The sequence below is a fragment of the Mesorhizobium sp. CA7 genome (assembly GCF_020165015.1).
Classification (GTDB): domain Bacteria; phylum Pseudomonadota; class Alphaproteobacteria; order Rhizobiales; family Rhizobiaceae; genus Mesorhizobium.
This window is the reverse complement of sequence record NZ_JAIUHH010000015.1, coordinates 57,275-83,684: the sequence shown is the minus strand read 5'-3', so window position 1 is coordinate 83,684 and position 26,410 is coordinate 57,275. Positions and strand designations below refer to the sequence as shown.

The following is a 26,410-nucleotide window of genomic DNA, read 5'->3' as shown; positions in this document are numbered from 1 at the left end:
CCGGACGAACCGACCGGAGGGCGAGCGAAAGCCGCCGGGCCTCGCCCGGCGGTTTTTTGTTGACAGGGCGACGGGCGCGCCGTCTCCGGCAGAAAAATGGCTCGCCTCAGTCGAGACGAGCCAAAGCGGGAGCGCCATTGCCGGGTGCTGATCCCGCACCAGGTTGCCACCTGTTTTCCGGGTGGCCGGCGGTCGAAACCGAGACGCCGGCTTGCGGACGCTCTTCTGCGCGCCGCGGGATAATATATCGTGCTGCGACATGTTTATCGCCGGCACGGCGGGCAGGCAATCCCTTTGATCTCGCACCGGCCAGGAACGGACTGCGTCACACAAGAGCAAGCTCCAGCGGTGCCTGCATTCGCGACTGCATTTGCCGTCGCAAGCCGTGCCAATTGCGGCAGTGCGCCAGACCTCAGTCGCCTTGTATTCGAGGGCGCACAGTGCCTAAGTCACCGACGCTGTTCTGCCCTCCAAGGCGCATGGCATGCTCCGCGGCCCCGGTGGAACCGCCCAGATACGGGGAGGTGAGGAGAGGAGGACGGTCGATTCCTGCGGGATGTAGCTGTTCCTTCGTCGTGCCCGCCGCTGGTTCAGGCCAGCAGGCGGACCTTTGACGATCAGGGCGACGCAAACCGGCTCATTCGGCGTGATCGAGCAGGCGGGTGGCGTCAGGGCGATTCCGGCCCTGCTTAACCCCGGCGTGATCTATGCCTTCCACGGTGATCGCGAACGTGCCGTTCTCCGTCCTGCCGATGAAGCCCTTCGACTTGAGGTACCACAGGTGGAACTCCAGGTGCTCGCGGGGGCAACCGGACAGGCGCTCGAGTTCGTCGTCGCCGATGCCCGGATTGTTGACGTCCCGCCGGCGCCTCACATAGAGAAGCGACAGCAGGTTGGCCTGGATGACGGAATCGCGCTCCATGCCGCCGCCGTCGCGCGCTCCCTCGGTGAGTTCATGACGAAGACCCAGATGCTCGCGGTAAAGGATATCGTATTGAGCCCGCTTGACGGGGTCGCGGAGTGTATTGTTGGCTTCAACGATCTCGCTGAAGCGCGATTCATTGCCGGTTTCCCGATTGTCGGGGTGATAGCGCATGGCAAAGTAGCGGAAAATCCGCTCGATGGTCTCGGAATTGGCGTTCGGGCTTATTTCCAGAACTTCGTAGTAGTCGATGAACATGTAATCGCGCTTCCGAAATTACGGAAACCACTCCCCCAGGCCCAAGCATTGCCCAAATGCTGCGCGCTTGCAAGGTGCCGGTCCTAGTCTCGAACCGCCAAGGCCGGCGCGAATGCTCGCCATACGAAAATGTAAGATTGTGGCCACAATTACGGGAGCTTTCGAGCCAAATTCGGCCATCGTCCTCGCGACTATTCAGCAACGTTAAGGCGTGGGACGCCTTGTATTCAGGGAACGGTCGCGATGGAAACCAGACGTGGATATTCAATTTTTCAGATCGCGCTGCATTGGCTGATTGCAGCGCTGGTTTTATTTCAGCTCTTCTTCGGTGAGAGCATGACGGTCGTCGTGGACGCCGCCGAAGACGGCCAGCCGGTATCGGCCACCGACCAGGCGCTGGGCTCAGCTCATTACTGGGTCGGCCTGTCCGTTCTTGCGCTTGTGCTTGTTCGACTGGTCCTCAGGCTGGTATCCGGCGCGCCGGCCCCCGCCGGTCATGAATCGAGATGGATGCGGGTCGCCGCGCATGTATCGCACGGCCTGTTCTATGTGCTGTTGCTGGCAACGCCGGCAATCGGGCTTCTGGCGTTCTATCTGGGCGACCCTTGGGGTGACATTCATTCGCTTGCCAAGCCGGCATTCATCGTGATGATCGCTGTCCACGTCGTGGCGGCGCTCTACCATCAGTTCTGGCTGAGGGACGGGACGCTGAAGCGCATGCTTTCGCCCGCCGGCTGATTGGGGAGATATGCGGGCCGGCGGCGTCTTCTGTGCGATGGCCGATCGGCAAAGGCTAGCGGCCGCGTGTCGGAAAAACCTTTGCCCCGTTGCGGTGGAATAAATTCCGGGCTTTGTTACGCTAGCTCTGCTTGGAATTCAGGTGGCAACCTGGATGGAGCCGACCTCAAGCCCGGCTCCCTTTTCGGCTCGCTTCGAAAGAGGCGAGCCATTTTTTTGCAAAACCGCCGCCAAACCTCGCGGCTTTCGCCCGAAGGCCGCACCGACTTAGGTGCGTCATGGCTAATATCGCTCGCACGATGTAGACTGCGCAGAGTCGGGTTTACAGAGGCATTGGGAGGACAACAAATGCCACGGGTATCGGAACTCTTCTTCAAGACGGCCATCGTCTTTCTCGTCCTGGGCGTCGCCGCCGGACTACAGATGGCGATTTCGGGCGATCACGGTGCCTTTCCGGCGCATGCTCACATCAACCTTCTTGGCTGGGTCACCAGCGCCATCTTCGGCGGCTACTATGCGCTCAACCCGGCCAAGGCCGAGCGCCGCATCGCCATGATCCATTACGGCCTCTATACGGTCGGCATCGTGATCATGCTGCCGGCGCTCTACTGGATGCTGGCGGGAGGCCACCCGGAGATCGAGCCGGTCGTGGCAATCGGCTCGCTGATCGTCGCCGCCGCGGTGCTGGTCTTCGGCTTCGTCGTCTTCTCGTCGACGGAAACGGTGCGCTCGGCCTCACCGGCCACCGCGCGCTAGCTGGGCGAACCGAGCAGGGATTTCAGGCGCGCCGGCTACAGCCTCCGATCAAGGAGAGCTGCAGCCGGCGTTTGGTTGCGCCGCATCGATTTTGTTGATGGCGGCCCATCGCCGATGCAAAGCTAGTGGCGGTCTATCGGCTCCGATGCAACGGATGACGCCTCGCGCCCTGGCGCCGAGGTGTAGCATGGCCTTTGCGGTCGAATTGAAGAGGTAACGTGCCGGGCTATTGCGGCGTGGATGCCTGTCGAGAAGGAATAGAATGATCCGTCCGCGGCCGGAACCGACGCAAAGCGATCAGGGAAGCAGTTTCGGGAACAGCCGCAAGATGAGGGCGTGGATGATGCCATCGCGCTCGAACGGTCCGGGCATCTTGGCGGGTGCCGCGCTTACGTCCGCTTTGCCTTCGTCGGTTACCCGGGTCTCACTGTGCACGAGCCAGAGCACGGCCACGAAATAGCCGGCCTGCAGAGCCACGGCCGCCAGGAATGTCCAACCGATCGCCATCCAGACAGATCCCGTGGACATGAAGGTCCAGCCGAGGATCACTAGAAGCGTGCCAACCATTCCCACAAGAAACTGCGGAAAATACATTTGCCCAACCGAGCGCCGCGACCATATTCGGCCATCAGCGATCTCGCCCATATCTCTACCCATTTTGACCCATGCACCTTTTCCGGGTGGACCGCAAGCTTGAACGGTTTGCCGGCGGCCCCATTGCCCTTTCGTCCGGCCCCGACAGGGACCACGGACGCAGGACTTCCGCTGTGACAACTGGCAATTGCGCCGGATCGTTCCCGAGCCGGCGACATTCAAGTCATGCCTAATGGACCGCAGCGCATGCGGGCGACTGCCTGCCTGGTTTAAGATGCCTCTCCACGCAGAAAGGCCCGCCACTCGGGCGGGCCCTTATCCGCTATGCTGACCGGATCAGCTCAGGATCACTACGATCTTGTAGGTGTCCGGGTCGACGATGACGATGCGTCCATCGGCCAAGACGAAATACTCATAGTTTTCATAAGCCGGAACGATCTTGACGATCCGGGCCGGCAGACGGTGCAGACGCACCTTGTGGCGCGGCACCTCGACGCCGACGGAGATGTCGAAGCTGACGTCGCGAACCGGTTCGACATGGCTCTCATGAATGACCTGCGTGATCTGCGTCCTCTGTTCCACCGTCACGTTATTGATCGACGCCGTCTTGTTCTGGTCGGTCTCGACGTTGGTGTTGCCCTCGGCGTTCTGCTGGGTGGTTGTGCCGGTCTTGCCCTGGGCGTTCTGCTCAGTCTGCATCTTGGTGGTGCCCTGAGCGTTCTGCTCGGTGGTCGTGCCGGTCTTACCCTGAGCCTGCTGATCGGTCTGGGTCTTCGTCTTGTTCTGGGCATTCTGCTGGGTCGTCGTACCGGTCTTGCTCTGGGCGTTCTGCTCAGTCTGCATCTTGGTGGTGCCCTGGGCGTTCTGTTCGGTGCTGGTGCCAGTCTTGCCCTGCGCCTGCTGCTTCTTCTTCAGCTGTGTGTTGTCCTGGGCGTTCTGGTCAGTGTTGGCGCCTGACTGACCCTGAGCCTGCTCTTCGGTCTTCATCTTGGTCTTGCCTTGAGCCTGCTCTTCGGTGTTTGCGCCGGCCTTGCCCTGGGCGTTCTGCTGGGTTTGCGACTTCATCTGACCCTGGGCCTGGCCGCCCGCCTTGCCGCCCTTTTGGCAATCGGCCGTGCCGGCCGTGCAATTATTGTCGCCGCCGCTCGGCTGCGCGGACTCGGTCTGCGCCATCGCGGCGCCGCAACCGACGCCGAGCGCGATCATGCTTGTGATCAGCAGATGTTTCATTGGATTTTCTCCTCGGAAAGTCGGTCCCTTCGGATGGGTAACCCAGCCCGAAACGCATTGTTCCGAAATTGTTGCCACGGCCGAAGGCGATGGTCGCGGAACACGGCGGCAGTTGTTTTTGCAGGCGCCGGTCCAGTTTTGCAGGAACAAGGGTAGGCGAACGGCGTTACGGCAATGCCGACCCGCTGTGGAAAATCGCAGGCGCAGCATTCAGGCGATTCGATTCAGATCCACATAGGAGAGACGACCAATGAAAATGCACCTCACCTCCGCCGCCGCTGGCTTCCTGCTGCTTGCTGGTATCGGCGCGGCTGCCGCGCAGGATGTCGTGATCGCGCCGGAGCAGGAAACCGTCATCAAGGAATACGTGCATAAACAGCCGCTGGCCTCGGTCAAGGTTCCGGGCGTCGAGCTGAATATCGGCAGCACGCTTCCCGACACGGTCGAATTACATGAAGTGCCCAACGTCAAATACCGTTACGTCGTCGTCGATAACCGGACGGTGATCGTCGACCCCGGTACCCGCAAGATCGTCAAGGTCCTCGATTGATCGATAGCGCATCAAATCGGATGGCCCGCCGCCTGGTTACGGCGACGGGCCATTAACCGATTATTATTTTGTTACCATGTGCTAACGGAACCTTCCCTCAGCGCTTGAGTTACCGGCTCTGGTTCACGTTGTCTCATAGACAACACAAACCAGTGGCAACGTGAAAATACGGGCGGTGGCGAACAGTACGGGCGGGGCGAGGAGGAGTTTACCAACATGTCGAAACGAGAAATCGGAACATCCCGTTCACTCGGGATGCGTGTTGCCCATCTCAAAGCCAGGATGCAAGACGCCCGAATCACCGAGCATGAAATGAAGGCTTTCCAGAAGGTCGCGGCGATCATGGGGGGCGGCGAGGGCTCCCTACGCATTGAGGCCGACGATCTGATCGCTGCGTCCTTCGTTGCCGAGGCGCTGGGCGAATCGGCGCCGAACTGACAGCGGCCACCAGTCGAGATCCCGGATCGTTTCAGCCGACCGTCAGCCGGGAAGGCGGCGGTCTGCAGGCAAAATGGACGCCAGGAGGCGCCGAGCTTGCTCCCAGGATCGGCCGGCCAAATCCCAAAGCTTGCATGACAACGCCGATCACACGGTGTGCCGAACGCGTCCAGGCTGGGCCTAGCCAGGCACGTGCCGGTTTGGTGCCCGGCTTTCGCGTGCCCGGATTCGCCTGATCTTTGCTTCGCGCAGCACCGCGACGGGATCGGCGCCCGTCCATTCGATCCCGGCCTTCCGCGCGAAGACCAGGAACGCCTGTCGCGCCTTGTCGAGATCGATCTCTCCGCTCCGCGCCGCCTCACAGGCGCGGAATGCGTTGGCGTAGCTGCCGCCCCGCATGGCCTGGGGCCATTCCTTGAGAAAGTTCTGCATAGCGGTAAGAGAGGCGATCTCGCGCTTGAAGCCGGCACCCACCGCGATGGCCACGGGGGGGCGAAGTTCGATGTCGCTTCTGATGGAGCCTTCCTGCATGACTGCGGCATCCTTAGGATTTCAAAGACTTGGGCAGTTTCAATGCCTTCCAATGCGGAGCCGATGCGAAGGTTCCGCCAAATCAATTAGTCGCCGCTGACGGAACAACACCCCGCCGGCAGCGTTTGCCCCCCGAGCTCCCATGTTCGACCTGCTCGTGTTTCCGCCCCTGCGGAGGCAGGGCGGAGCTCACCAACGCAACAGGAGAGAAACGATGAAAACCACCCTCATTCCAGCTGTCGCTGGCTTGGCTCTGATGGCCGGCATCGGCATCGCGGCCGCGGACGAGGTGATCGTCACCCCCGAGCAGCAGACCGTGGTCAAGGAATATGTCCACAAGCATCCGATCGCCTCGGTCAATGTGCTCGGCCTTGAGCTTGGCGTCGGCTCGACCGTGCCTGACACCGTCGAGTTGCAGCAGGTTCCGGACGTCCAGTACCGGTATGCGGTCGTCAACGACCATACGGTGCTGATCGATCCCGGCACGCGCCGCGTTGTTCAGGTGATCGAGTAGATCCAGCCCTGGAAGAGCCCGATCCTCCGAAGCACTGGGCAAGGATCGGGCTCTTTTCGCATCCGGGCATAAGGCCTAAGATAGGGCAGTGGTTTGGGAGGCAACGAAGCGCGGAAGGAGTCGTTGCCATGCATCATCCACACGTCGAATCACCTGACATCGCACGCCAAGTCGACAAGCTTTTGGCCGAGCATAGGACTGGCCTGCTGTCGATGCACGAGGCGATTACCCTGCTGCGCCAGCGCACGGGGACCGACCGCTCTGACGCGGATTTAGCCGGATTGATTACAAAAAAGGCAGCGCATCTGGGCATCGCGGTCGTTACCGACGGACACTGAGCGAAATTGCCGTCCAGGTCGGGTCGCTTGTTCGTGATACCGAAGACGACACGCGAAAATTCGGCTAATGTTCGCGCCGGGGAACCGTCCCAACATCAGGAGGCGACAGTGACGGACGACAGGCACGAACGCATTCGCCAGCGCGCGCACGAGATCTGGGAGCAGGCCGGCCGGCCCGAAGGCGCTCATAAGGAGCATTGGGATCAGGCGACGGCCGAAGTCGATGCGGCCGGCAAGCCGAAAGCCAAGAGCCCGAAAAAGGCCGCCGCCGCCAAGGCCGACAAGCCGAAAGCGGCCAAGGCGGAGAAGCCCGCCAAGGGCCCGGCCAAGGCAAAGTCCCCCGCCAAGAAGACCAAGGGCTGACCGCCAGCCAAGGCCTGCACCCCTTTCCACCGGATCATGTGACGGTGCGACGCTCCGTGAGAGAACTGTGCCCGGAGGATATACCGACCATGCGCAAAGTCGTCTTGATCATGACCATGTCGGTCGACGGATATGGCGTAGGGCCGGTAGGAATGTCGACGGGCGGTTTTCCTGAACGGCAGAGCTCAAGCGGTGGAAACTCGATCGCATCAGTCGCGCTGGCACACACATCATGGGCCGCGTGAGTTACGAGGAAATGGGCCCGTACTGGCAAAAATCCGAGGATGCCTATGCCGCGCCGATGAACGTCATCCCCAAGGTCGTGTTTTCGAAAACGCTGAAAAAGGCAACTTGGCCAGAGTCCACTATTGCGAAAGGTGACCTGCACGAGGAATCGCTAAATTGAAAAAGCCACCCGGCGGCGAAATTATTGCGGGGCGGCGCAGAGTTCGCTCAGGCGCTGTCGAAGGCAGGTCTGATTGATGAGTATGTCATCCTGACTCGGCCGATCGCCTATGGCGGTGGCAAACCGCTATTCAGCGGTTTGACGGACGCGCTAAACGTCCTCGTGACGGCCGCTTACGATAACGGCACCATGCTTCGCATCTACGCTCCCCGCTGAACCGTCACGACCTCTGAGCGAAGGCTTCGACCATGGCGGCCGGCTGACCGGCACGCTCGGCATCGCTGCCGCCAGCAGCCAGGCCGGCGGCATGCGGGTTGCAATTAAGCTATAAGAGGAGGCTATCGCGTCCCTTGTTTTCCGGCGTATCGCGCGACCGCGCAGAGGAAGGCAAGCGCTGCCATGTCGCAAGCTGCGCGTGACGGCGACGGACCTTTGGCGAAAAGGACCGCGTCGGCAACCGGGACCGTCAGGCCATGCTTGCGGGCGAATGAAGTGACTTCGTAGGGCTGATCGTCAGGCTGTATGCCGATGTCGATTTGTTGGTCCATCAAAACGAAATTCCTCCCTGGTATACGGCTTTACCCTCCTTCGCCTGCGCAGAATTAACGCCCGGCCGCTCGCCCGCGTCCACCAATTGGCGATTGTGTGAAACGATGCATTTTTCGAGGCCCAGAGCCAAGGGTTGCAGCGACATGATTGTTCTCGTCGCTGGCGGCCTTGGAGTTCCTTCCCTTCTCTAACGGAAGAGGTCAGAACGCTCCTCACCAGGCGTCGCTCGAGCGGGCAAACCTCACCCCCGCGGCGATCATCGCGCTTTCGCATTCGCTGATCAGCCTCAGGTTGCGCAAATACCGCGCCGCCGTCTCCGGCAGCCAGGCGGCACAGGCCTCAACATAGACGCGGCCGTGCACCAGCGCGCCGGTCGAAAGGCGCTCCTCCTTTTCGGCGATCACCTTCAGATATTGCCGGATGAAGCGGATGTCGTCGGCGATGTCCTGGCTGGCCATGCGCCAGGCACCGGCAAGGCGTTCGCGCTCGGCGAGCGGCAAAGGCGACAACAACGGGTGGGAGAGGTCGGCAAAAGCGGCATGGTTCGCGGTGTTCAAGCAAATCCCCTCAATGGAAGGGAAGTATCGTACTTTATGTACGAAAAGCAATCAAGCGGGATTCGTACAACATGAACGACAAAATAGTTAGATAAAGCAGTTATAACAAAACTACAAAAATCTTATAACCACCGGCATCTCCCATAGGGAGATGGGCGCCTGGCCCAACTGACACCGCAAAAAACCGCTTTCCCAGCACCGCAAACAGTGCTTTAACCCGGCCATCCACAGGGGTGCTCCGTACGGTCGGGGCTGAGATGGTGGCGGCAAGCCTCCGGACCCTAAAGCTGATCTGGATAATACCAGCGGAGCGAGGCGGGCCATGTTTTCCGGCGCACAGATTTCCCTTTATCCCATGGCCGACGATTTCGTCGGCGTGATCCTTGGCGCGCTTGGCGCGCTCGATCCTTACCGCGACAGGCTGAGGATCGAAACCGACGATATCTCGACGCTGCTGGTCGGGCCGCCCGAGGTGCTGTTCCCAGCCATGCGCGACCTGTTCGTGGCGGCCGCCAAAAGCGGCAGGCACTGTGTGCTGTCGGCCGCCGTCTCGCGCGGCTGCCCCGGCGAGCCGGATGACCCGATCTGCCGCTCCGAGGAGATCGGCGGCCCGGCGATCCCGCTCGACGAACGCAAGCGCGCCGCGCTGCGCGCCGTCGGGGCCACGCTTTCGACCAACCAGCCGGTGGCGGCGCAATTCTCGCTCTATGTGATGGGCACCGGCGACCACATGGACGAGATCTATGGCTGCATCGATTTCCTGAAACGGTCGGGCGTCTTCGAACGCTCCAAGCATTTTTGCACCAAGCTGCGCGGCGACGCCGGCGCGGTGTTCGCCACGCTGAACGAAGCCTTCTGCCGCTTCGGGCCGGGTGCCGGTCACGTGACGCTCGATATCACCATTTCGGCGAACAGCCCGACCGCGGCTTGAGCGCAAGCTCGATCTATCGAGGTAGATGTCGTGGCTGTTTGGCTTGATCCATCGCGTCGGGGAGATGCTCCCAGTCCCATCTCGCAGGAGAGAAGGGAACCTTCGGCGATCGGCGAAAGCCGAGGTGACGGCCAATCTCCCCCCTTGCGGGGGAGATGCCCGGCAGGGCAGAGGGGGGTGCTGTCCCGCCGGCCGCTCAACTGGTTGCGCGCGCGGCGTTCGCCAATTGCTTTCGCACAACTTTCGAAAGCTGGCGTTCCTTCGCGCCCCCCTCTGGCCTGCCGGCCATCTCCCCCTCAAGGGGGGAGATCAGCTGTAGCGTCCGCCATCGCCAAGATCTTCCCCGCTGCCCTCGCATTCGCTCTCCTTCTCGTCGCTTGGGATCTCTACGCCCGCCTTGGCGGCATCGCCCCTACCGTGCTCCCTGCACCCTCGCGCGTGCTGGCGCAGGCCTGGGAGAACCGGGCGGCGCTGGGCGACAACACGCTTCCCACCATCCGTGCCACGCTGGCGGGCTTTGCTTGCTCGCTCGTTGCCGCCTTCATCCTCTCGGCGCTGGTTGACTTCTTTGCCCCCTTGCGCCGCGCGCTGTTCCCGCTCCTGATCGCCAGCCAGACCTTGCCGCTGGTGGCGATCGCGCCGCTGGTGGTGCTTTGGTTCGGCTTCGGGCTGTTGCCGAAGATCCTGCTCGTGGCGCTGGTCACCTTCTTTCCGATGATGGTGGCATTGGTCGAGGGCTATGCCGCCACGGCCAAGGAAATCAGTCAGATGCTCGCCGCCATGGGAGCAGGGCGCCGGCGCATCTTCTGGCTCGCTCGGTTACCGTCGGCGCTGCCCTATTTCTTCGCCGGACTGCGCATCTCCATCACCTATGCCGTGGTCGGCGCCATCTTCGCCGAATATGCGGGCGCCGCCAAAGGGCTCGGCATCTATATGCTCAGCGCCAAGAACAATTTCCGCCCCGACCTGGTGCTCGCCGCCGTCGCGGTCAGCTCGGCGCTCACGCTCACGCTGTTCGGCCTCGCCGTGCTCGCCCAGCGTCTCGCCGTGCCCTGGGAAAATGCAAAGAGCGAAAGGGCGGGGCGCTATGGCGACAAGCCTTCCCGAGAGGGCCGGCCATGACCCGGCTCGAGCTCCGCAACATGCGAAAAAACTTCGGCGCGCTCGAGGTTCTGGCGGACATTTCGCTGCATGTCGAAGAAGGCGAGTTCGTCTCGATCCTCGGCCCCTCCGGCGCGGGCAAGTCGACACTGTTCCAGTTACTCACCGGCGCGATCCGGGGCGAGGGTGAGGTGCGCTTCGACGGCGCGCCGCTCGATGGCGCCCGCTTCGCCTTCATGCCGCAGCGCGATGCGCTGATGCCGTGGCGGCGCGTCATCGACAATGCGACGCTGGGGCTCGAGGTGCAGGGCATGAAGCGCCGCGCGGCGCGCGAGCGCGTGGCCCCGTTGTTCGCCGAGTTCGGCCTTGCCGGCTTCGAGCGCGCCTGGCCGGCCGAGCTGTCCGGCGGCATGCGCCAGCGCGCGGCATTGCTGCGCACCGTCGTGCAGCAGCGCGACATGCTGCTCCTCGACGAGCCGTTCGGCGCGCTCGACGCGCTCACCCGCGCGGCCATGCAGCGCTGGCTGGAGACGATGTGGCGAAACCATCGCTGGACGGCGCTGCTCATCACCCATGACGTGCGCGAGGCGGTGCTTCTGTCCGACCGTATCTATGTGCTGTCGGCGCGGCCCGCGCGGGTGGTGCGCGAGGTGGCTGTGCCGCTGCCGCGCCCGCGCACCGAGAGCACGGCGTTTGCCCGTGAGGCCGCCGGGATGGAGGCCGGCATCCTCGACATTTTGCTCGGCGCCGCCGAACCGATTTCCCGACCATCCGATGGAGAAAACCGATGACCGACTTCACCCGCCGCCAAGCGATGCTTCTGGCCGCCAGCCTGCCATTTGCCGGGACTGCTGCACGTGCCCGGGCCGCCGCGCAAAAAATCACCGTCGCGCTCGACTGGACCGTCAACACCAATCACATCGGCCTGTTCGTCGCCCGCGACAAGGGCTTTTACCGCGATGCGGGCATCGAGGTCGAAATCCTGCCCTATGCCGACACCGGCTCGGGCACGCTGGTGGCCAGCCAGGTCGCCGATTTCGGCATTTCCGGCTCGCTCGGCCTGTTCACGCAAAAGAGCGCGGGCGCGGATTTGAAGGCCGTCTACGCCGTCGTCCAGTCGGAGACCGGCCACGTCGTCTTCAACGCCGACCGCGCCGCCATCAAGACTCCGAAAAATCTCGACGGCCTGACCTATGGCGGCTTCGGCAGCGCCTGGGAGAACGCGCTGATCTCGACCATCATCCGCCATGACGGCGGCAAGGGTGAGTTTTCCACTGTGACGCTGGGTACCTCGGCTTATGAGGCATTGGCCAACGGCGCGGTCGATTTCACGCTGGAGGTCTCGACCTGGGAAGGCGTCGAGGCCGGACTGAAGGGGCTCAAGCAGCGCAGCTTCCGCTATGCCGATTATGGCGTGCCGGACGAGCACACCACGTTGATCGTCTCCAGCAACGCCTTCCTCGCCGCCAACCGACAGGCGGCCGCGGCCTTCGTCCAGGCGACGCGGCGCGGCTACGCATTCGCCGTCGATCATGCGCAGCAGGCGGGCGAGCTGCTGATCGCCGCGAACAAGGATACGCTGACCAACCCAGCGCTGGTGCAAGCCTCGCTGAAGGCGCTGAACGACGGGCACTTCCTGAAAAGCGCGGACGGCGCCATCGGCACGATGGACAAGGCCAAGATGGAGGCGATGGGCGGGTATCTGTTCGCCTCGGGAATATTGCTTGATGGCGACGGCAAGGTGCTAAAGGAGCGGCCGAATCTCGGGGCCTATTTCACGAATGAGTTTGTGGGGTAGGGCCACCCCCTGAGGGGGCACGAAGGAACTCAATGTCTCAGGATGCCCGCAAGTTCACTTCAACTATCGGCCTTCTTGCGGCTGAACAGCCTTCTCAGCCACACCAGCGGCAACAGCACGAGGAAGGCGCCCTTCTTCAGCACCAGCAGCGCCAGCGCGATCAGCCCGACGCCGGCGGCCTTGCCGTATTTGACCCCGAGCATCGTCGCCAAGACGCCCAGCGCGCCGTAACCGGCCACCTTGTCGCCGCTGGAGAATTCGAAATAGGAACTGCCGGCCTTCGGCTTGTAGGCGTCGGCCGACGCCTCGACGATCTTTTGCACGGCATCGCTCGTGATGTTGCCGTTCACCGGCACGATCTTGATTGGGACATAGCCCTGGCGGTCGAAGACCGAGACCGAGATGTTGATCGTCCTGTCGCCGGCCCAGTTCAGGATGTTGGCGTAGTAAAGGATATTCTTACCCTTATCGATTTGCGGATAAAGGAGCCAGCCGTCGAAGCGGATGTCCTGTCCAAGCCGTTGCGACTGCGCTTTGACCGACTCTTTGAAGCTCTCCTCCAGGGAACTAATTTCTTCGTTGCGGTCGGCGCTGTCCCAGTCCGCTAGGCTGACATAGCCGTCCGACACGGGCTTTTCGACGGTGAGATTATCGATCTCCGGCGTGAAGCCGAAGATCAACTGGTCGATCGTACCGCACTGGTCGCGGTCCCAGCCGAACTCCTTCACCACCAGGTTGCAGCGGTCCGGCTTCAGGTAGAAGGCGGCGCCGCCAGCCGGAGTGATTGTGCCTCTGGCGGCGCTCAGAGGCTGGATAAAATTTTGCGGATGATAGTCCGTATCCTCGGCATGCACGATGGCCGGCTGCGCCAGGAAGCAGGCATGCGCCACCATAACGAATATCAGGTTTTCCCTGACCGACTTGTTCATTACCCCCTCCCCTATGGACCCAACCTCACGCATCCGTGATATAAGAGTATTTCGAGGACAAGCACAAGACGAAAAGTTCTCTTTTTGTTCTTTGCCTCAACCATAGCCCTGCCGCACTGCTCTTGAGGCGACATGCCGCCGCCCAGCCCTCACATATCGATCATCGACCGCTTCACCCGTCCGATGATCGTGATCGCCCCCTCCAGCTCCGGCGGCGGGATGTCGAGGTAGGATGCCGGCTGGAACGGCGGGTTGTCGTTCGGGCGCCAGCGCTTGTAGGTGGCGCGTCCCGTCTCGTCTGAAATCACGTAGCAGCCATTGGTCACCAGCCGCTTGTCGCGCAGGTTGACGAAGATGATCGAATCCGGCGGCGAGATCTTGTTCATCGACGGCCCGTCGACGCGCAGCGCGATCCACTCGCCTTCCTCGAGGTCGGCGGTGGGGATGGTCGGATAGTCGGAGAGGTTGACGACGCTGTCCTGGCTGCCGAGCTCGCCGGCGCTGATCCACGACACGATCGGCACATCGATGGTGACGGGCGAGGGGGCGAAATTGACCGGCGCCGCCTCTGCGCCATCCCCGTTGAACAAGAGCCAGCCGGGATCGACGCCGAACAGCCGGCCGTACTTCTCCGCCGCCTTGCGCGACAGCGGCCGGTTGCCGTTCTCGTGGCTGATCAGCGTGTTCTTGTTGATGTCGCGCAAGGCCCGCGCCGCATCGCTGGGCGAGGCATAGCCGGCCTGGGCGCGCGCCTGCTGCAATCTGTGCCGAGAATCCATCATCGTACAAAATGCCTGAAAATTATCGTCCAAAGTGTACGATTTCGCTTGCGCGTATTTCGTACACAACGTACGCTTAGCGCATGAATGAACATCCCGCAAGCATTTCCGTACAGCCGGTGATTCCGGTGCCGCCGACGAGCATCTCAGGGCTTATCGATTCCTGGCGGAGCATCGACGCGTTCGCCGCCACGCAAAAGGAGGCGGCATGAACGCGTTGCCTTTCCAATTCGAACCGTCTTTCCCGTTCGAATCGCCTGTCGAATTCCAATCGTCCGGACCGTCCTCCTCCCCGGTCCGGGCGCATTCCGGGGCGCTTGCCCCGGATCCGGCTGAACCGCCCGCACCCCGGTTCACCGGAACGGCCGGAGCCGTTCCTCCCCCGGCTCCGGCCCCCAATTCGGGCATAAGCTGCATCCGCACCGAGGACGGCACCGTCATCTTGTTCGACCGGAAGACGGGCCGCGCGGTGTCGGGCCTGACGCGGACCGCCGCCGAGGCCGCGCTACGTCGCCTGAACGCTCCAGGCGCCGCCTGACCTTCAACGCTTTCGCCGACCTGATCCCCAAGCGGCCTTTCGGCCGAAACCCTGGCGCCTGGCCTGAAACCTGGCGCTTCGCCCAAGCGCTTCGCAATCAACGGAATGAGCAGATGGCAGCCGCCTACACCGAGAAAGAAATCGACGAAATCGCCGCCTTGCTGAAGGAAGGGCTGTCGGCCTCGCGCATCGCCGGCCGCTTCAGCGCGCTGCGCGGCAGCCCGGTCTCGCGCAACGCCATCATCGGCGTCGTCCACCGCAACGCCGGTCTGAGCGCCATCGGCTTCGCCAATCCTAAGGGCGGCCGCGCCGGCGGCAGGCCGAGGAAGCACGCCCGGCCCGATCGTCCGGGCAGGCGGGGCAGGGCGGCGGCCGGAGGCGTGACGCTCTCCGAGCCGGCTGCACTTGCGCGGCAAGTGGAAGACACCGACGCTGCCACAGCCAATCTCGCCCCTCGCGGAGGAGATGTCCGGTCCACCCTCCGCAGCTGCAGCGCAGCTGCTGCGGAGGACGGGCAGGACAGAGGGGGGTGCTGTCCCGCAGACCTGTCGGTCTATGCGGTTTCCGTGAAACCGGACGCCATTAGCGCTCTTACCAACCGCGCCTCCAAAAAGACTAAGCTGCGCAAACCCGCGCGCACGCTTCCGCCTGCCTGGCTCGCTCCTGGCACCCGCGAAAAATCCGAAGCGCATCTCTATAAACTCCCGGCGCCGCCGCCTCCGGTGAACCCTGGCCGCCAGCCGCATGTAGCGGCCATGCGCTTCCTCGACTGCCTGTTCGGCCGCTGCCGCGCGCCACTCGATCTTGCGCTACGCGAGGATGCCGAAGCCGATCCCGTCGGCACGCGCCCGGGACCGGACATGCTCTGCTGCGGCCTGCCGACCTCGGCCACGCGCTCCTACTGCGCCCATCACCATGCAAGGTTCCACGGTCGTCGCGGGGGAGGGGTGTGAGAGGCGTCCCGGCAAGATCAAGGTTCCTCGCCCCACGAAGTGGGGAGAGGTGGCTCGGCGAAGCCGAGACGGAGAGGGGAGCGCCCTAGGAAGGCCCCCCGCTCCGTCCGCTTCGCGGACACCTCTCCCCCGCCTTTAGCGGGGGAGGAACCCAGGTTCTGACACGTCCCACCCAACCCAAGGACCCCCATGCCCCGCAAATCCGCCAAAAAACCGCAGCCGCCAAAACTCCCCAAGGGCGAGGCAGAGCAGGTGCGCATCCGCCGCGAGGTCGGTCACGACTTCGCGCTTAAAACGGACGCCTTCGGCCGCCAACGGCTCACCCCGGGCACGGCGGAGGCGCGCCGCGTCTACGAGGTGTCGAACGGCGGCTACACCTCCACCGCCGGCGTCGTGCGCCTGCGCAATGTCGATCCGCTCACCGGCATCACCTCGCTCAGCCGCCAGCAGCGCGAGGCAGGAGGGCGTTTTCGCGACGATTTCGAGCGCAGCCAGCGCGAAGGCCTGCAGCCGCAATCCTGGAGCGAGCGAGTCGATAGCGGCCGGATCGGCGGCGGCGTCCCTGACCGGGTGCTGTCAGCCGGCCGGGCGTATGCCCACGCTGCCGCTGCGCTGGCCCATTGGGACGTGGCGGAAGTGGTGCGAAAGATCTGCCTCGAAGGCCAGTCCGTGAAAGCCATCGCCGAACGCAGCGGCGACGGCCGCGATGTGGTGGTGAAGCTGCTGAAGGTGGGGCTGGACCTGCTGGGAGTGCATTACGGGATGATGGGGAGGAAGGTTGGGTAGGGGGCGAGATGGACGCGGCCAAATCAAGAGCTTGGCAAAGCAAAGTGAATCACCATGTGAGATTGCTGACGTGAACTTGCAGAGGCGCTGACCTTCAACGTTATTTGCGGAGTCCGGTGTGCGTTTTGGAGGTTGGCTCCTCGCCACCCTCCGGCTCCCCCTCCCACCCGAACACGCTCCGTCCGCCCAGCAGATGCGACTGGTCCATTTCTCCCGCCACGATCTCCTTCAAGCTTGGCCCCGTCACATACCGCTCCATCCTGCGCGACTCGCCGTCCAGCCGCCTCAGCGCCTCCAACTCTTCGGTTCTTCCGAGCTTGGCCTTGCCCACCGCCGATTTCAGCACGGCGATCGTCTCGTCATAGACTTTCAGCGGGACGGGGAAGGGGTGGCGGTCCTTGCCGCCATGGGCGAGGGAGAAGCGGGCCGGGTCGGAGAAGCGATAGGGCGCGCCGTGCACCACTTCCGACACCATGGCCAGAGCCCGCACCGTGCGCGGGCCGACGCCGGGGATCAGCAGCAATTCAGGAAAATCGTTCGGGCCGCTTTCGATGGCCGAGGCGATGTTGCCATGCAGGCGGCGCATGACGATGTCGCTTTCGCGCACGTCGTGATGCGCCGGCATGACGAGGTTGGGCAGCAGCGGCTGCGCGGCCGGTTCAGGCTCCGACCGCGGTTCCAGCGCGGCCAACTCGGTCAGGATCTTTTCCGGGCTCATCGTCTTGAGCAGCGCGATCTGGCCGCCGCGGGCTTTCTCGGCGCGACGGTCGGTGAGGTTGACGATCTCGCCCTGGCGCTCGCCTTCGATCGCCGCATGCGGCTGGTCGACAAAGCTTTCCAGCCCCTCCGACAGCCAATGGTAGCGGCGTGCCTGGCGAGCATCGCCATTCATGCCTTGCTGCACCACCACCCAGCGCCCGTCATCGGTGACAATGAAGCCGTGTAGATAGAGGTCGTAGCCGTCCTGCACGGCGGCGCTGTCCACCTTGGCGACGAGCCGGCTGGCGGTGGCCAGGGCATCGCCGTCCAGCCCGACGCGCTCGCCGATCGCCAGCAACTCGCCGGGCGTCTTGCGCGAATGCGCGCCGCGCCCGCCGCAGACATGGATGCCGAGCTCGTTGCTGAGCGGGTTGAGCCCGCGCTTCAGCGCGCCGATGACCGAGGTGGTGATGCCCGAGGAATGCCAGTCCATGCCCATCACGGCGCCGAAGGACTGGAACCAGAAGGGATGCGCCAGACGCCGCAAAAGCTCATCGCGGCCGTAATGATGGACAATCGCCTCGCACAGCACTGCGCCGAGCTTCGTCATCCGATCGCCCAGCCATTTCGGGACCCGCCCGCCATGCAGCGGCAGGTCGGCGCTGCCGCTTCGCTGCGTCAAGGATGTTCTCCGTGGATGCCGGAGAATTAGATGGCATTTTGCCGGGAATTTGCAAGGCGCCGACGCGATCTCCCCCACGAGGAGGGAGATCAGTCCGCCGGCCCGCTAATACCGGTAATAATACCCGTGGTGATGCCTGTGATGGTGCCGGTGATGATGCCTGTGGTGGTACCGATGGGGATAGATGTAGTAGTGCCTGTAATACCGATGGTACCGGTAGTGCGGATACCGGACCACGTAGCCCGGATAATAGTCGTCATAGTAGCGCGGTCCATAATAGCGGCCGCCGTAATCGTAGAACGGGCCGCCGCCGTAGAACGGGACACCGAAGAACGGGCTGAAGCCGCCGAACGGTCCGAAGAACTGTGCATCCGCAGGCGCGACCGTGGCTGCGGCGGAGGCGACGGCAATCGCCGAAGCAAGTAAGAGTTTTCTCATGGCAACCTCCTCCTGAAGGCCGATTACCAAATAAACGGTCGCTGCAAGCGTATGTTCCCGATCGCTAATATTCGCAGCGCTGGTCACCCTCGAGGATAGGTCGCAAAAGCGGCTACCAAGCCAGCCCCTCGTTGCCAGCGAGGTTCAATAGCTGCAGATGCGGATCGCCTCGTAGACCCGGTGGTGATGACGCCAGTGTCTCACATATTCGACTTGGCAGCGCCTGTGATGCCGGAAATAGTAATTCCGGTAGTAATGCGGCCTGTAGCTGTAATACTGGTGGTAATACGGCCGATACATGTAGCGGTCACTGTAATAGTCGTCACCATAGAATGGCCTGTAATCGTCGTAATCGTCGTCGTAATAACCGTCCCCGATGCCGATCCCGAATTCTAGGCGTCCGGCATTGGCCGGGCCGATCACGGCGAATGCCGACGCAATGGCTATAACGGAGGCGAGCAGGAGCGTTTTCATGACTACCTCCTCCCTGGAGTTGATCACCCCATAAACGCGCCGGAGGCAGGTTATGTTCCAAATCGCTAATATTCGCCCGCCCATCCCTGGGGATGGGCGGGCGGCCATCTCCCTCGCGAGTAGGAGATCAGCCAATCATGGGCACCGCTCGGTCAGCGCTCGCAGATGCGGATTTTTTCGATGACGCGGTGGTGATGGCGCCAGTGCTTCACGATCCTGACCCGGCAATTGTCGCCATAATACCGGCTATGATAGCGGACCACATAACGTTCACGATCCGGGACATAGTAGTCGTCATCATCGTAGACATGCCGGTAATAGCGGTGAGGGTAGTATCCGCCATAATAGTCGTCGTCATAGCCTGGACCGACGCCTATACCGAGTTGCACGCTGCCGGCGCTAGCCGGCGCAATCGCGAACGCCGAGGCGATGGCGATCATCGAAGCAAGCAGAAGCTTTTTCATCGCTGCCTCCTTGAGTTGCAGACGCCCCTTCAGGGGATAAACGGTTTCGACGGGGCCGGTGTTCCGAGGAAAATGCGCGGCCCTGTCTCGGGGACGAGCCCATTCGCAATGCGGGAAAGCACTCGCTTCGCCCGCAAGGCTGCACGGACCAGGGGAACGCGTCGCGCGAGGTCGCAGCATAGCTCGCGCACCCTTGGCGCCATCGGCTATGCCACACCTGACGTAAATCTCAACCGCAGGAGCTCCCATGACCAAGCAGACCATTCTCAAATTCGGAGCCGTCGAGCATGCCGAGGCCGGCGACCTGCCGGGCTGGATCGTCGTGGAGGGCAGGCCGACCATGCAGACGGCCGTGCAGCACACCACCGAGGACGGCAAGGTGATGTCCGGCACCTGGCGCGCTTCGCCCGGCACCTATCACGCCACCTACACCGACTATGAATTCGTCCACATGATCGCCGGCCGCATCATCATCACGCCCGACGGCGGCGAGCCGGTCGAGGTCGGCCCCGGCGATGCTTTCGTGGTCGAGGCCGATTTCAAAGGAACGTGGAAGATCCTCGAGCCGGTGACGAAGCATTTTGTCGTTGTGGCGGGGTAGGGGCGCGACGCTGAAGCTGTCAATCTCCCGCCTTGCGGGGGAGATTGCGTGCTCCGCCGTCCCGCCTACCTTCCCACCTTCGAAATCACCCTCTTTTCCACGTCCGGCTCCAGCGATTTCGCGAAGGGTGTCGCCATATGGTGCCGGTCGCGGAAGGCGAGCTTGCCGTCGATGAAGACGTGGCAAATGGTGGCGCTGCAGAAGCGGTCGGTGAGGTCGACGTAAGCAGCGTTGGGGATGCTGTCGACAATATCGCGCTCCACCGCCGCCATCTTGTCGTTGGCGGCATAGGCCCGCGTCTGGTCGCAGCGCGAGGGCGTTTCGTTCCGCCAAAGCGCCCGCGCCACGCAGGTGTCGACATTCGCGTTGTTGAACGGCACGTCGCGGATGAAGGCGACCTTGAGGCCGGCCTGGCTCAGGCTGGTGAGCGTGGAGCGCAGGCCGGCCCGCCAGTCGGCGTCCTGACCGTCCGTGTCGCCGTCGCGCCCCGCCATCTTGCGCCCGCTGCTCAGCGCAAGCTCCGATATGACCACCAGCGCTGGCTTTGCGCGGATGATCTCCTTGATCGCCTGCTCGCGCCAGCGGTCGCATTCCGCGTAGGCGCGCTTCAGCTCGGACGACCAGACGCTGATGCGCGAGGCGCGGCAGGAGTTTTTCAGCCAGGTCATCACCCGGTAGCCGTTTTTCCGGCCCGCCTCGATCAGCGGCGTCGACCAGTGGTCGGCGTGGGAGTCGCCGAACAGGGCTATGGTGCGCCGGCCGTCGCCGAACACACAAGGGATCGGCGTGACCGTCTCGTAGTCCAGCACGCAGCCTGCTTTGGCGCGGGCCGTGGAGGGTTCGGCGGCGCTCGCGGCGATGATGCGCTGCCGCGGGTCGAGATCATGCGCGGCGAGCCTGGCATTGCCGTAGGCGGCTGCGACGCCGGTGCCGGTCAGGAGGAGGGCCGGCACCAGCGCCCGCGCCGCATTGGCCATCAGCCAGCCGCTGCGACGGATCGGGTTCTCGATGAGGTGGTAGCTGAGGATGGACAGCGCGAGTGTCAGCGCAAGGCAACAGAGCCGCTCGGCAGGCGTCAGCTCCGGCGCCAGCATGCCGGCATAGACGATGATCGGCCAATGCCAGAGATAGAGCGAATAGGAGAGCCTGCCGATCCATTGCAAAGGCGGCAGCGCCAGGGCGGCGTTCACACAGTTCCGTTCGGAATTGCGCAAACGAGGAGTGCCGTCCCTGACGCCGGCCGCTCCCGCCTTGAGCAGAAGGACTGTGCCGGCCACCGGCAGAAGCGCCAGAAAGCCGGGGAAGGGAGCGTCCTCGCTGAAGGTGAGATAAGCGGCCCCGATCATCGCCAGTCCGGCCAGGCTCAACGCCCGCCCCAGCCGCGGACGCTCCTGCAACAGCCGCGCCGGCACCATCGATGCGAGGCCGCCGGCGGCAAATTCCCATGCGCGCAGCGGCGAAAAGTAGAACGCCCACGGTGGCGATACGCTCGTCAGCCAGGCGCAGAGAACAAAGGAGACGACGCCCGCCGCGGCGATTGCAATGACGATCGAGCGTTTGCCCGGCTTCAGCCAGGCGGCCAGCATCAGCAGCGCCGGCCAGGCGAGGTAGAATTGTTCCTCGACCGACAGCGACCAGTAATGGATGAACGGGTTGCTCGCGGCGTCATTGGCGAAATAGTCGAACGACCAGCGGATCAGCCACAGATTGATCATATAGGCCGAGGCGAACATGGCGCCCTTGGAATAGAGCGCCTGTTCTTCCGGCGACAGGATGACCGCGCCGGCGGCAAGTGTGGCGACGATGACGAAAAGCGCCGCCGGCAGCAGGCGCCGCGCGCGCCGGGCGTAGAAACGCAGAAGGTCGAGCCGGCCGGTGCCGGAAATCTCGGCGACCAGATGGCGGGTGATCAGATAGCCCGAGATGACGAAGAAGATGTCGACCCCGGCAAAGCCGCCGGGCAGCGCGGTCAGGCCGAAATGGTAGGCGATGACGCCCGCCACGGCCACCGTCCGCAACCCTTCTATGTCGGGCCGGAAATCCTGCGCTGATGCTGACACGAATACGAACCTCGCAAGCTCGTTCGTATCCCGCCTTGGGGAAGACTTGCGCCTGCGGGCTCATATCGCAATGCAACAAATCTAACGCGGTGCAACATAAAGGGAGGGCGTGACAGGCTTTCGGCGGTGACGGCCGCAGTGCCATCCTCGGACTTCACGTTCTGAGATCCGATCCGATCACGCGCCGATGCCGTCGGTAGGCCTGGTTGGGCGATATTTGAGGCCGATGCCAGACAGGCGTCGGGAACTGGCAGCCGCGGTGCCGTTGTCGGTCAAGCGTTGAATCGGGGCGGTGACGCTCCGGCTTGGTCCCGCGACATCCGGCTTGAAAATTGAGGCTGGCCAGGAGCGGGCGGTACACCTCAAAGGTGCCCGCCCGTCCGGCGCCGCCGCCAAGCTGCTGAAACCCCGTCCGTCCCCAACAGCAACGGTCATGGCGTGACCAGTGGTTGCCGAGTGCCATTGGCGCGGTGCCCTGTCAACGCCGCCGGACAGCGGCCCGGAAGCGCCTTTTTAGCCGCCTTTTCGTCCTCGAAGCACGCTTTGCAGCCGTGCCGGGGACACGGCGAAAAACCACGAAATGGCGGAATTCCGGGCTTTTCAGATATCCACAGGGCAGCGCCGCGCATATGCCTATCCGCTTGAATAGGCTGATTTTTCGCCGGCCGGCATGCCGCTTCGACCCCGACTTTTTTTGGGTGCAATTCGGCAGTACGGCATTGATGCCCGGCGACGACGGGATTCCGCTTGAAAGCGGCATCGAATCTATCTGTGAGCCGTTTCATGACCCGCTCATTAAAGACGTGATAGAGTGTCGCCGAATGGGGGAAGTTGCGATGGCCAAACGGTTGTTCGAGGTTCTTGCCAGACGGCGGTCATGGCTGGACCGGGTCGCTTTGGGGCTGCTCGTGTTCCTGGCGACCCTGGTCGCCGCGCTGATGGGCGGCGCCAGCACTTAAAGCCAGGAAAAGTGCGTGGCGGTTTGCTCGGCGACTTCGCCGCGCTTCGTGCACACTGGCGCCAATGCAAAACGAAGCGCGCTATTTTCTTTGGCCTATAGCCTTGAATTCGAATGTCGTGGGCCTGAGCCTGACCGGTTTCGGCCGCTCGGTGAGATCGACGACGCGGACCCATCTGTCGGCGCCGGCGCGCAAAGTGACTTTCTGGCCAAGCGCTTTCTCAGCCGCTTCGAAAGGCGTCTTTGCTGCGGCCGAATGGACCGCGACGACGGCTTCGCCGTCCATTTCCTCGACACGATAGATTGTCATGCGGGGCGCCCGCCGCTCCGCTCTCGCCCTTATACATTTTATTAGAAGTTACGAATGAAAGGCAAGACTCCCGGGTGTAGCGAAAGCGAAGCCGGCCGGGTTTAGTCCTCTATAGCAGAGGGCGCGCCGTAGCCGCGCAGGCCGGTTCCGTTGCAGGCCTGGCAGGAAGCCCGTTGTCCAGGGCAATTGTGGCGCAACGCGCCAGAGGGACAGCATGCGCCGTTCGACGCCACCTGTTTCTCGCACTCGAACACCTTGCCGGCGCCCAGGCACCGGGGGCAGGCGAACTTCCTGAATTCGCTCAAGCGAGCCTCCGGCTATTTCACGCGCGCCCGGCAACGCGCTGACTATGCCGCGGGTTCCATGAGAGATACGGTAAGTCCTGCGTACGACAGTATACGTTAGTAGAAGCTAATATGATAAAGGCATCGCCTGCAACGCGCGGTTGGTTCCGCGATGCCGCGGCGTATCAGGGCATGGGTTCCTCGCCCTCGCGAAACGACGGAGAGGAAAGGCGGCACACCTCTTTCACCAGCCCGCGCAGCCAGCGATGCGCCGGATCGGCGTCGAGCCTCGGGTGCCACAAGAGCGAGACCGTCAGCGCGGCGAGCTTCACCGGCAGCGTGAAGGTGAACAGGCCCTCGCGCAGCGTTCCGGTATAGCGTTCCGGCACCGTGGCGATGAGGTCGGAGCCACGCGCCAGCGCCAGCGCCTCGGCGAAGCCGCCGACCACGGTCGCGACGGTCCGCGTCAGCCCGGCGAGCTGCAAGGCGTCATCGACCGGGCCGCGGTCGAGACCGCGGCGCGAGATCAATATGTGCCGGCCGGCGGCGAAGCGCGCGGCGGTGATCCGGCCTTCGCTCAAAGGATGGCCGGCCCGCGCGACGCCGACAAAGCGGTCGCGGAACAGCGCCTGCGCGCGCACCTCCGGCCCGGTCGAACCGCCCACCACGCCGGTCTCCAGATCGACCGCGCCCTCGCGCATCGGGCCGCTGTCCTTGTCGGGCTTGGGCACGAAACGCAGTTGCACGCCCGGCGCTTCCTCAGCCACGCGGGCGAGCAGCGCCGGGCCGAAGTTCTCGACGAAACCATCGCTGTTTCGGAGCGTGAAGCTGCGGCCAAGCCGCGCGAGGTCGAGCCGCTCGGCAGGCCGCAGCACCGCTTCCGCCTCCTTCACCAGCCGCCCGACCTGCCCGCCGAGCTCGACAGCGCGCGGCGTCGGCACCAGGCCGCGCCCGGCACGCACCAGAAGCGGGTCGCCTGTCGCCTCGCGCAGCCTCGCCAGGGCCCGGCTCATTGCCGAAGGGCTGAGCTTCAGGCGCCGCGCGGCTTTGGCGACGCTGCCTTCGGCAAGCAGCACATCCAGAGTGGCGAGCAGGTTGAGATCGGGTCGCGACATGGCGAAACCATAGCACGGATCCGCCAAAGCGACATGGCGTCTGATGCACTATTCAAGTGCATATGCTGCGTGTTCCGCCATATCATGCGCACGCCTATCTTCCCCGCAAGTTCAACCGGCGGAGAAGAAATCATGGCCGACATTGCCGAAACCCGGGCTGCGCCCCTGCGCCATTCGACGGCGGGCGCGCTGGCCGGCCTGTCGCTTGCCATGCTCGTCTCCTCGCTCGGCACCAGCATCGCCAATGTCGCGCTGCCGACGCTGAGCGCGGCTTTCGCCGCGTCCTTTCCGGCGGTGCAGTGGGTGGTGCTTGCCTATCTGCTCGCCATCACGGCGCTGATCGTCAGCGTCGGGCGTCTCGGCGATGTCGTCGGCCGCCGGCTGCTGCTGATCGCCGGCCTGGCGCTTTTCAGCGCCGCTTCGTTTGCCGCCGCGCTCGCGCCGTCGCTGGCGATGCTGATCGCAGCCCGCGCCGTGCAAGGCCTGGGCGCCGCGGTGATGATGGCGCTGACGATAGCCCTCGTCGGCGAGACGGTCCCGAAGGAACGCACCGGCAGCGCCATGGGCCTGCTCGGCACCATGTCGGCGATCGGCACCGCGCTTGGTCCCTCGCTCGGCGGCGTGCTGATCGCAGCTCTCGGATGGCGCTCGATCTTCCTCACCAACGCCGCGCTCGGCGCCGTCGCGCTGCTGGCCGTCTGGCGCTTTTTACCGGGCAACAAAATGGCGGGCATCGACCGCGCAGAGGCGAAGGGAGCCCCGCGTTTCGATATGCTGGGGACGCTGCTGCTTGCCGCTACGCTTGCCGCCTACGCGCTGACCATGACCATGGGGCGCGGTCATTTCGGTGGTCTGAACATGGCGCTGCTCGGCGGGGCAATTGTTGGCGCGGCGCTGTTCGTCGTCGCCGAGGCCAAGGTGGCGTCGCCGCTGGTCAAGCTCGCGCTGTTGCGCGACCCGGTGCTGGCGCCGAGCCTCGCCATGAACGCGCTGGTCTCGACGGTGATGATGGCCACGCTGGTCGTCGGCCCGTTTTTCCTGTCGCGTGCGCTGAGCCTCGGCGACGCTGCGACCGGAGCCGTGATGTCGATCGGGCCCGTGGTCTCGGCGTTCTGCGGCATCATTGCCGGGCGTGTCGTCGACCGGCTCGGCGCTGCCGCGATGGTCATGGCCGGGCTGGTGCTGATGGTCGCCGGCTGCGTCGCGCTCGCTGTGCTGCCGGGCGTCTTAGGTGTCGTCGGCTACGTGGCGGCGATCATCCTGCTGACGCCCGGCTACCAACTCTTCCAGGCGGCCAACAACACCGCCGTCATGGCCGACGTCGACAGCTCCGAGCGCGGCGTGGTGTCGGGCATGCTGAGCCTGTCGCGCAATCTCGGCCTTGTTACCGGCACGGCGGTGATGGGCGCGGTGTTCGCCTTCGCCGTGGGCACCAAGGATGTCGCGACGGCAGCGCCGGCAGCGGTCGCCGGCGGCATGGGGTTCACCTTCGCGGCGGCCACGGGGCTGGTGGCGTTGGCGGTCGCGATAGCGGTGGCTGGGCGGAGAGGGCGGATCGCGTAATCTGGGGAGAGCGGCAGCTCGGCGCCGCGCCCTTCCTTCCGCGATCGCGCAATTTCGTCACCGCACGGGGAGCATATTCTGACACGCGGCGGTGCCCATTCCGCCTTCGGCCGGTGCCTCAGCTACCCCCAACGAACCCCCGCCCACTGCGGCGCCGGCCCATCCTCCCACCCGATCTCGACCGCACGCCGGAGCGGATGGCG

At 63.8% G+C, this 26,410-nt stretch carries 32 protein-coding genes and 1 riboswitch; of the genes, 18 read left to right on the top strand and 14 right to left on the bottom strand.

The window, feature by feature from the left end:
• Nucleotides 1-637 precede the first annotated feature (637 nt).
• A complete protein-coding gene (locus LB552_RS22450) occupies nt 638-1,180 on the bottom strand; it encodes a J domain-containing protein (RefSeq protein WP_224529647.1) in 543 nt (180 codons plus the stop codon).
• Nucleotides 1,181-1,423: 243 nt separating this feature from the next.
• Between LB552_RS22450 and LB552_RS22445 the strand changes: the two genes are divergently transcribed.
• The gene (locus LB552_RS22445; RefSeq protein WP_224610328.1) at nt 1,424-1,918 is read left to right on the top strand and encodes a cytochrome b; all 495 of its coding nucleotides are present in this window, start codon (nt 1,424-1,426) and stop codon (nt 1,916-1,918) included.
• Between the two features lie 348 nt (nt 1,919-2,266).
• Nucleotides 2,267-2,674, top strand: a complete 408-nt coding sequence (locus LB552_RS22440) for a hypothetical protein (RefSeq protein WP_140845421.1) — start codon at nt 2,267-2,269, stop codon at nt 2,672-2,674.
• Between the two features lie 297 nt (nt 2,675-2,971).
• Here LB552_RS22440 and LB552_RS22435 read toward each other — a convergent pair whose 3' ends face one another.
• Both LB552_RS22435 and LB552_RS22430 read right to left on the bottom strand, forming a co-directional pair.
• Nucleotides 2,972-3,319, bottom strand: coding sequence for an exopolysaccharide production repressor protein (locus LB552_RS22435; RefSeq protein ID WP_224529620.1), 348 nt, complete (start codon nt 3,317-3,319; stop codon nt 2,972-2,974).
• A gap of 285 nt (nt 3,320-3,604) precedes the next feature.
• Nucleotides 3,605-4,474, bottom strand: coding sequence for a DUF1236 domain-containing protein (locus LB552_RS22430; protein WP_318012056.1), 870 nt, complete (start codon nt 4,472-4,474; stop codon nt 3,605-3,607).
• Between the two features lie 274 nt (nt 4,475-4,748).
• Here LB552_RS22430 and LB552_RS22425 point away from each other — a divergent pair, with 274 nt between their 5' ends.
• Entirely contained in the window at nt 4,749-5,048 is a 300-nt protein-coding gene (locus LB552_RS22425; protein WP_224529617.1) for a DUF1236 domain-containing protein, read from the top strand.
• Nucleotides 5,049-5,264: 216 nt separating this feature from the next.
• Nucleotides 5,265-5,486 (top strand): hypothetical protein, encoded by a 222-nt coding sequence (locus LB552_RS22420; RefSeq protein ID WP_140541743.1) that lies wholly within the window; start codon nt 5,265-5,267, stop codon nt 5,484-5,486.
• Between the two features lie 180 nt (nt 5,487-5,666).
• Here the strand turns inward: LB552_RS22420 and LB552_RS22415 are convergent, their stop codons facing one another.
• Complete coding sequence (locus LB552_RS22415; RefSeq protein ID WP_095768289.1) at nt 5,667-6,017, bottom strand: DUF982 domain-containing protein; 351 nt, start codon at nt 6,015-6,017, stop codon at nt 5,667-5,669.
• 214 nt (nt 6,018-6,231) lie between these two features.
• Here LB552_RS22415 and LB552_RS22410 point away from each other — a divergent pair, with 214 nt between their 5' ends.
• The 5 genes from LB552_RS22410 to LB552_RS22390 all read left to right on the top strand — a co-directional run bounded on the left by LB552_RS22410 (nt 6,232) and on the right by LB552_RS22390 (nt 7,854).
• The gene (locus LB552_RS22410; protein ID WP_140541659.1) at nt 6,232-6,531 is read left to right on the top strand and encodes a DUF1236 domain-containing protein; all 300 of its coding nucleotides are present in this window, start codon (nt 6,232-6,234) and stop codon (nt 6,529-6,531) included.
• 128 nt (nt 6,532-6,659) lie between these two features.
• Entirely contained in the window at nt 6,660-6,869 is a 210-nt protein-coding gene (locus LB552_RS22405) for a hypothetical protein (protein WP_095768291.1), read from the top strand.
• 108 nt (nt 6,870-6,977) lie between these two features.
• Complete coding sequence (locus tag LB552_RS22400; RefSeq protein ID WP_224529611.1) at nt 6,978-7,232, top strand: DUF2934 domain-containing protein; 255 nt, start codon at nt 6,978-6,980, stop codon at nt 7,230-7,232.
• A 232-nt stretch (nt 7,233-7,464) separates the two neighbouring features.
• Entirely contained in the window at nt 7,465-7,638 is a 174-nt protein-coding gene (locus tag LB552_RS22395; RefSeq protein ID WP_224610326.1) for a hypothetical protein, read from the top strand.
• A gap of 24 nt (nt 7,639-7,662) precedes the next feature.
• Nucleotides 7,663-7,854, top strand: a complete 192-nt coding sequence (locus LB552_RS22390) for a dihydrofolate reductase family protein (protein WP_224610324.1) — start codon at nt 7,663-7,665, stop codon at nt 7,852-7,854.
• A 545-nt stretch (nt 7,855-8,399) separates the two neighbouring features.
• On the opposite strand, the gene LB552_RS22385 is transcribed toward LB552_RS22390, so the two are convergent.
• Nucleotides 8,400-8,744 carry a hypothetical protein gene (locus LB552_RS22385; protein WP_224610322.1) on the bottom strand — a complete coding sequence of 115 codons (345 nt, stop codon included), beginning with the start codon at nt 8,742-8,744 and terminating at the stop codon, nt 8,400-8,402.
• Nucleotides 8,745-8,963: 219 nt separating this feature from the next.
• A riboswitch (TPP riboswitch) is annotated at nt 8,964-9,076 on the top strand.
• On the opposite strand from LB552_RS22385, the gene LB552_RS22380 reads away from it, so the two are divergent.
• The 4 genes from LB552_RS22380 (at nt 9,067) to LB552_RS22365 (ending at nt 12,574) form a co-directional block, all read left to right on the top strand.
• Nucleotides 9,067-9,675: a Ykof family thiamine-binding protein gene (locus LB552_RS22380; protein ID WP_224607795.1), complete on the top strand. Its 609-nt coding sequence runs from the start codon at nt 9,067-9,069 to the stop codon at nt 9,673-9,675. It overlaps the preceding riboswitch by 10 nt.
• Nucleotides 9,676-10,002: 327 nt before the next feature.
• Nucleotides 10,003-10,797: an ABC transporter permease gene (locus tag LB552_RS22375; protein ID WP_224610397.1), complete on the top strand. Its 795-nt coding sequence runs from the start codon at nt 10,003-10,005 to the stop codon at nt 10,795-10,797.
• The gene (locus LB552_RS22370) at nt 10,794-11,567 is read left to right on the top strand and encodes an ABC transporter ATP-binding protein (protein ID WP_224610319.1); all 774 of its coding nucleotides are present in this window, start codon (nt 10,794-10,796) and stop codon (nt 11,565-11,567) included. The genes LB552_RS22375 and LB552_RS22370 overlap by 4 nt, the downstream gene beginning before the upstream one ends.
• Nucleotides 11,564-12,574: an ABC transporter substrate-binding protein gene (locus LB552_RS22365; RefSeq protein WP_224610317.1), complete on the top strand. Its 1,011-nt coding sequence runs from the start codon at nt 11,564-11,566 to the stop codon at nt 12,572-12,574. The genes LB552_RS22370 and LB552_RS22365 overlap by 4 nt, the downstream gene beginning before the upstream one ends.
• Before the next feature lie 59 nt (nt 12,575-12,633).
• Here LB552_RS22365 and LB552_RS22360 read toward each other — a convergent pair whose 3' ends face one another.
• A complete protein-coding gene (locus LB552_RS22360) occupies nt 12,634-13,503 on the bottom strand; it encodes a DUF2167 domain-containing protein (protein WP_224610314.1) in 870 nt (289 codons plus the stop codon).
• Between the two features lie 149 nt (nt 13,504-13,652).
• Nucleotides 13,653-14,285: a helix-turn-helix transcriptional regulator gene (locus tag LB552_RS22355; protein WP_095768299.1), complete on the bottom strand. Its 633-nt coding sequence runs from the start codon at nt 14,283-14,285 to the stop codon at nt 13,653-13,655.
• 648 nt (nt 14,286-14,933) lie between these two features.
• On the opposite strand from LB552_RS22355, the gene LB552_RS22350 reads away from it, so the two are divergent.
• Both LB552_RS22350 and LB552_RS22345 read left to right on the top strand, forming a co-directional pair.
• Nucleotides 14,934-15,773 carry a GcrA family cell cycle regulator gene (locus tag LB552_RS22350; RefSeq protein WP_224610312.1) on the top strand — a complete coding sequence of 280 codons (840 nt, stop codon included), beginning with the start codon at nt 14,934-14,936 and terminating at the stop codon, nt 15,771-15,773.
• Between the two features lie 189 nt (nt 15,774-15,962).
• Nucleotides 15,963-16,559 (top strand): DUF6456 domain-containing protein, encoded by a 597-nt coding sequence (locus LB552_RS22345; RefSeq protein WP_224610310.1) that lies wholly within the window; start codon nt 15,963-15,965, stop codon nt 16,557-16,559.
• Between the two features lie 100 nt (nt 16,560-16,659).
• Here the strand turns inward: LB552_RS22345 and LB552_RS22340 are convergent, their stop codons facing one another.
• The 4 genes from LB552_RS22340 to LB552_RS22325 all read right to left on the bottom strand — a co-directional run bounded on the left by LB552_RS22340 (nt 16,660) and on the right by LB552_RS22325 (nt 19,316).
• Entirely contained in the window at nt 16,660-17,940 is a 1,281-nt protein-coding gene (locus LB552_RS22340; protein ID WP_224610308.1) for a DUF763 domain-containing protein, read from the bottom strand.
• A gap of 105 nt (nt 17,941-18,045) precedes the next feature.
• Nucleotides 18,046-18,378 (bottom strand): hypothetical protein, encoded by a 333-nt coding sequence (locus LB552_RS22335; protein WP_224610306.1) that lies wholly within the window; start codon nt 18,376-18,378, stop codon nt 18,046-18,048.
• Between the two features lie 144 nt (nt 18,379-18,522).
• A complete protein-coding gene (locus tag LB552_RS22330; RefSeq protein ID WP_224610304.1) occupies nt 18,523-18,852 on the bottom strand; it encodes a hypothetical protein in 330 nt (109 codons plus the stop codon).
• A 152-nt stretch (nt 18,853-19,004) separates the two neighbouring features.
• Nucleotides 19,005-19,316 carry a hypothetical protein gene (locus tag LB552_RS22325; RefSeq protein WP_095768303.1) on the bottom strand — a complete coding sequence of 104 codons (312 nt, stop codon included), beginning with the start codon at nt 19,314-19,316 and terminating at the stop codon, nt 19,005-19,007.
• A 247-nt stretch (nt 19,317-19,563) separates the two neighbouring features.
• Between LB552_RS22325 and LB552_RS22320 the strand changes: the two genes are divergently transcribed.
• Nucleotides 19,564-19,917, top strand: coding sequence for a cupin domain-containing protein (locus tag LB552_RS22320; RefSeq protein ID WP_224529553.1), 354 nt, complete (start codon nt 19,564-19,566; stop codon nt 19,915-19,917).
• Nucleotides 19,918-19,982: 65 nt separating this feature from the next.
• Here the strand turns inward: LB552_RS22320 and LB552_RS22315 are convergent, their stop codons facing one another.
• Nucleotides 19,983-21,977: an acyltransferase family protein gene (locus tag LB552_RS22315; RefSeq protein WP_224610302.1), complete on the bottom strand. Its 1,995-nt coding sequence runs from the start codon at nt 21,975-21,977 to the stop codon at nt 19,983-19,985.
• A 629-nt stretch (nt 21,978-22,606) separates the two neighbouring features.
• On the opposite strand from LB552_RS22315, the gene LB552_RS22310 reads away from it, so the two are divergent.
• Complete coding sequence (locus LB552_RS22310) at nt 22,607-22,936, top strand: hypothetical protein (protein WP_224610301.1); 330 nt, start codon at nt 22,607-22,609, stop codon at nt 22,934-22,936.
• A gap of 81 nt (nt 22,937-23,017) precedes the next feature.
• Here LB552_RS22310 and LB552_RS22305 read toward each other — a convergent pair whose 3' ends face one another.
• Complete coding sequence (locus tag LB552_RS22305) at nt 23,018-23,245, bottom strand: hypothetical protein (RefSeq protein ID WP_095768306.1); 228 nt, start codon at nt 23,243-23,245, stop codon at nt 23,018-23,020.
• A 469-nt stretch (nt 23,246-23,714) separates the two neighbouring features.
• Entirely contained in the window at nt 23,715-24,644 is a 930-nt protein-coding gene (locus LB552_RS22300) for a LysR family transcriptional regulator (RefSeq protein ID WP_224610299.1), read from the bottom strand.
• Between the two features lie 132 nt (nt 24,645-24,776).
• On the opposite strand from LB552_RS22300, the gene LB552_RS22295 reads away from it, so the two are divergent.
• The gene (locus LB552_RS22295; RefSeq protein ID WP_224610297.1) at nt 24,777-26,207 is read left to right on the top strand and encodes an MFS transporter; all 1,431 of its coding nucleotides are present in this window, start codon (nt 24,777-24,779) and stop codon (nt 26,205-26,207) included.
• Nucleotides 26,208-26,410 lie beyond the last annotated feature (203 nt).

Excerpts from the sequence above, each read along its gene's own strand:
- LB552_RS22370 (WP_224610319.1), top strand. The coding sequence starts at position 10,794 with ATGACCCGGCTCGAGCTCCGCAACATGCGAAAAAACTTCGGCGCGCTC.
- LB552_RS22415 (WP_095768289.1), bottom strand. The coding sequence starts at position 6,017 with ATGCAGGAAGGCTCCATCAGAAGCGACATCGAACTTCGCCCCCCCGTG.
- LB552_RS22330 (WP_224610304.1), bottom strand. The coding sequence starts at position 18,852 with ATGAAAACGCTCCTGCTCGCCTCCGTTATAGCCATTGCGTCGGCATTC.
- LB552_RS22300 (WP_224610299.1), bottom strand. The coding sequence starts at position 24,644 with ATGTCGCGACCCGATCTCAACCTGCTCGCCACTCTGGATGTGCTGCTT.
- LB552_RS22355 (WP_095768299.1), bottom strand. The coding sequence starts at position 14,285 with ATGATGGATTCTCGGCACAGATTGCAGCAGGCGCGCGCCCAGGCCGGC.
- LB552_RS22310 (WP_224610301.1), top strand. The coding sequence starts at position 22,607 with ATGCCTATCCGCTTGAATAGGCTGATTTTTCGCCGGCCGGCATGCCGC.
- LB552_RS22380 (WP_224607795.1), top strand. The coding sequence starts at position 9,067 with ATGTTTTCCGGCGCACAGATTTCCCTTTATCCCATGGCCGACGATTTC.
- LB552_RS22305 (WP_095768306.1), bottom strand. The coding sequence starts at position 23,245 with ATGACAATCTATCGTGTCGAGGAAATGGACGGCGAAGCCGTCGTCGCG.
- LB552_RS22440 (WP_140845421.1), top strand. The coding sequence starts at position 2,267 with ATGCCACGGGTATCGGAACTCTTCTTCAAGACGGCCATCGTCTTTCTC.
- LB552_RS22410 (WP_140541659.1), top strand. The coding sequence starts at position 6,232 with ATGAAAACCACCCTCATTCCAGCTGTCGCTGGCTTGGCTCTGATGGCC.
- LB552_RS22420 (WP_140541743.1), top strand. The coding sequence starts at position 5,265 with ATGTCGAAACGAGAAATCGGAACATCCCGTTCACTCGGGATGCGTGTT.
- LB552_RS22435 (WP_224529620.1), bottom strand. The coding sequence starts at position 3,319 with ATGGGCGAGATCGCTGATGGCCGAATATGGTCGCGGCGCTCGGTTGGG.
- LB552_RS22395 (WP_224610326.1), top strand. The coding sequence starts at position 7,465 with ATGGGCCGCGTGAGTTACGAGGAAATGGGCCCGTACTGGCAAAAATCC.
- LB552_RS22320 (WP_224529553.1), top strand. The coding sequence starts at position 19,564 with ATGACCAAGCAGACCATTCTCAAATTCGGAGCCGTCGAGCATGCCGAG.
- LB552_RS22365 (WP_224610317.1), top strand. The coding sequence starts at position 11,564 with ATGACCGACTTCACCCGCCGCCAAGCGATGCTTCTGGCCGCCAGCCTG.
- LB552_RS22450 (WP_224529647.1), bottom strand. The coding sequence starts at position 1,180 with ATGTTCATCGACTACTACGAAGTTCTGGAAATAAGCCCGAACGCCAAT.
- LB552_RS22335 (WP_224610306.1), bottom strand. The coding sequence starts at position 18,378 with ATGAGAAAACTCTTACTTGCTTCGGCGATTGCCGTCGCCTCCGCCGCA.
- LB552_RS22405 (WP_095768291.1), top strand. The coding sequence starts at position 6,660 with ATGCATCATCCACACGTCGAATCACCTGACATCGCACGCCAAGTCGAC.
- LB552_RS22445 (WP_224610328.1), top strand. The coding sequence starts at position 1,424 with ATGGAAACCAGACGTGGATATTCAATTTTTCAGATCGCGCTGCATTGG.
- LB552_RS22345 (WP_224610310.1), top strand. The coding sequence starts at position 15,963 with ATGCCCCGCAAATCCGCCAAAAAACCGCAGCCGCCAAAACTCCCCAAG.
- LB552_RS22360 (WP_224610314.1), bottom strand. The coding sequence starts at position 13,503 with ATGAACAAGTCGGTCAGGGAAAACCTGATATTCGTTATGGTGGCGCAT.
- LB552_RS22350 (WP_224610312.1), top strand. The coding sequence starts at position 14,934 with ATGGCAGCCGCCTACACCGAGAAAGAAATCGACGAAATCGCCGCCTTG.
- LB552_RS22430 (WP_318012056.1), bottom strand. The coding sequence starts at position 4,474 with ATGATCGCGCTCGGCGTCGGTTGCGGCGCCGCGATGGCGCAGACCGAG.
- LB552_RS22325 (WP_095768303.1), bottom strand. The coding sequence starts at position 19,316 with ATGAAAAAGCTTCTGCTTGCTTCGATGATCGCCATCGCCTCGGCGTTC.
- LB552_RS22295 (WP_224610297.1), top strand. The coding sequence starts at position 24,777 with ATGGCCGACATTGCCGAAACCCGGGCTGCGCCCCTGCGCCATTCGACG.
- LB552_RS22425 (WP_224529617.1), top strand. The coding sequence starts at position 4,749 with ATGAAAATGCACCTCACCTCCGCCGCCGCTGGCTTCCTGCTGCTTGCT.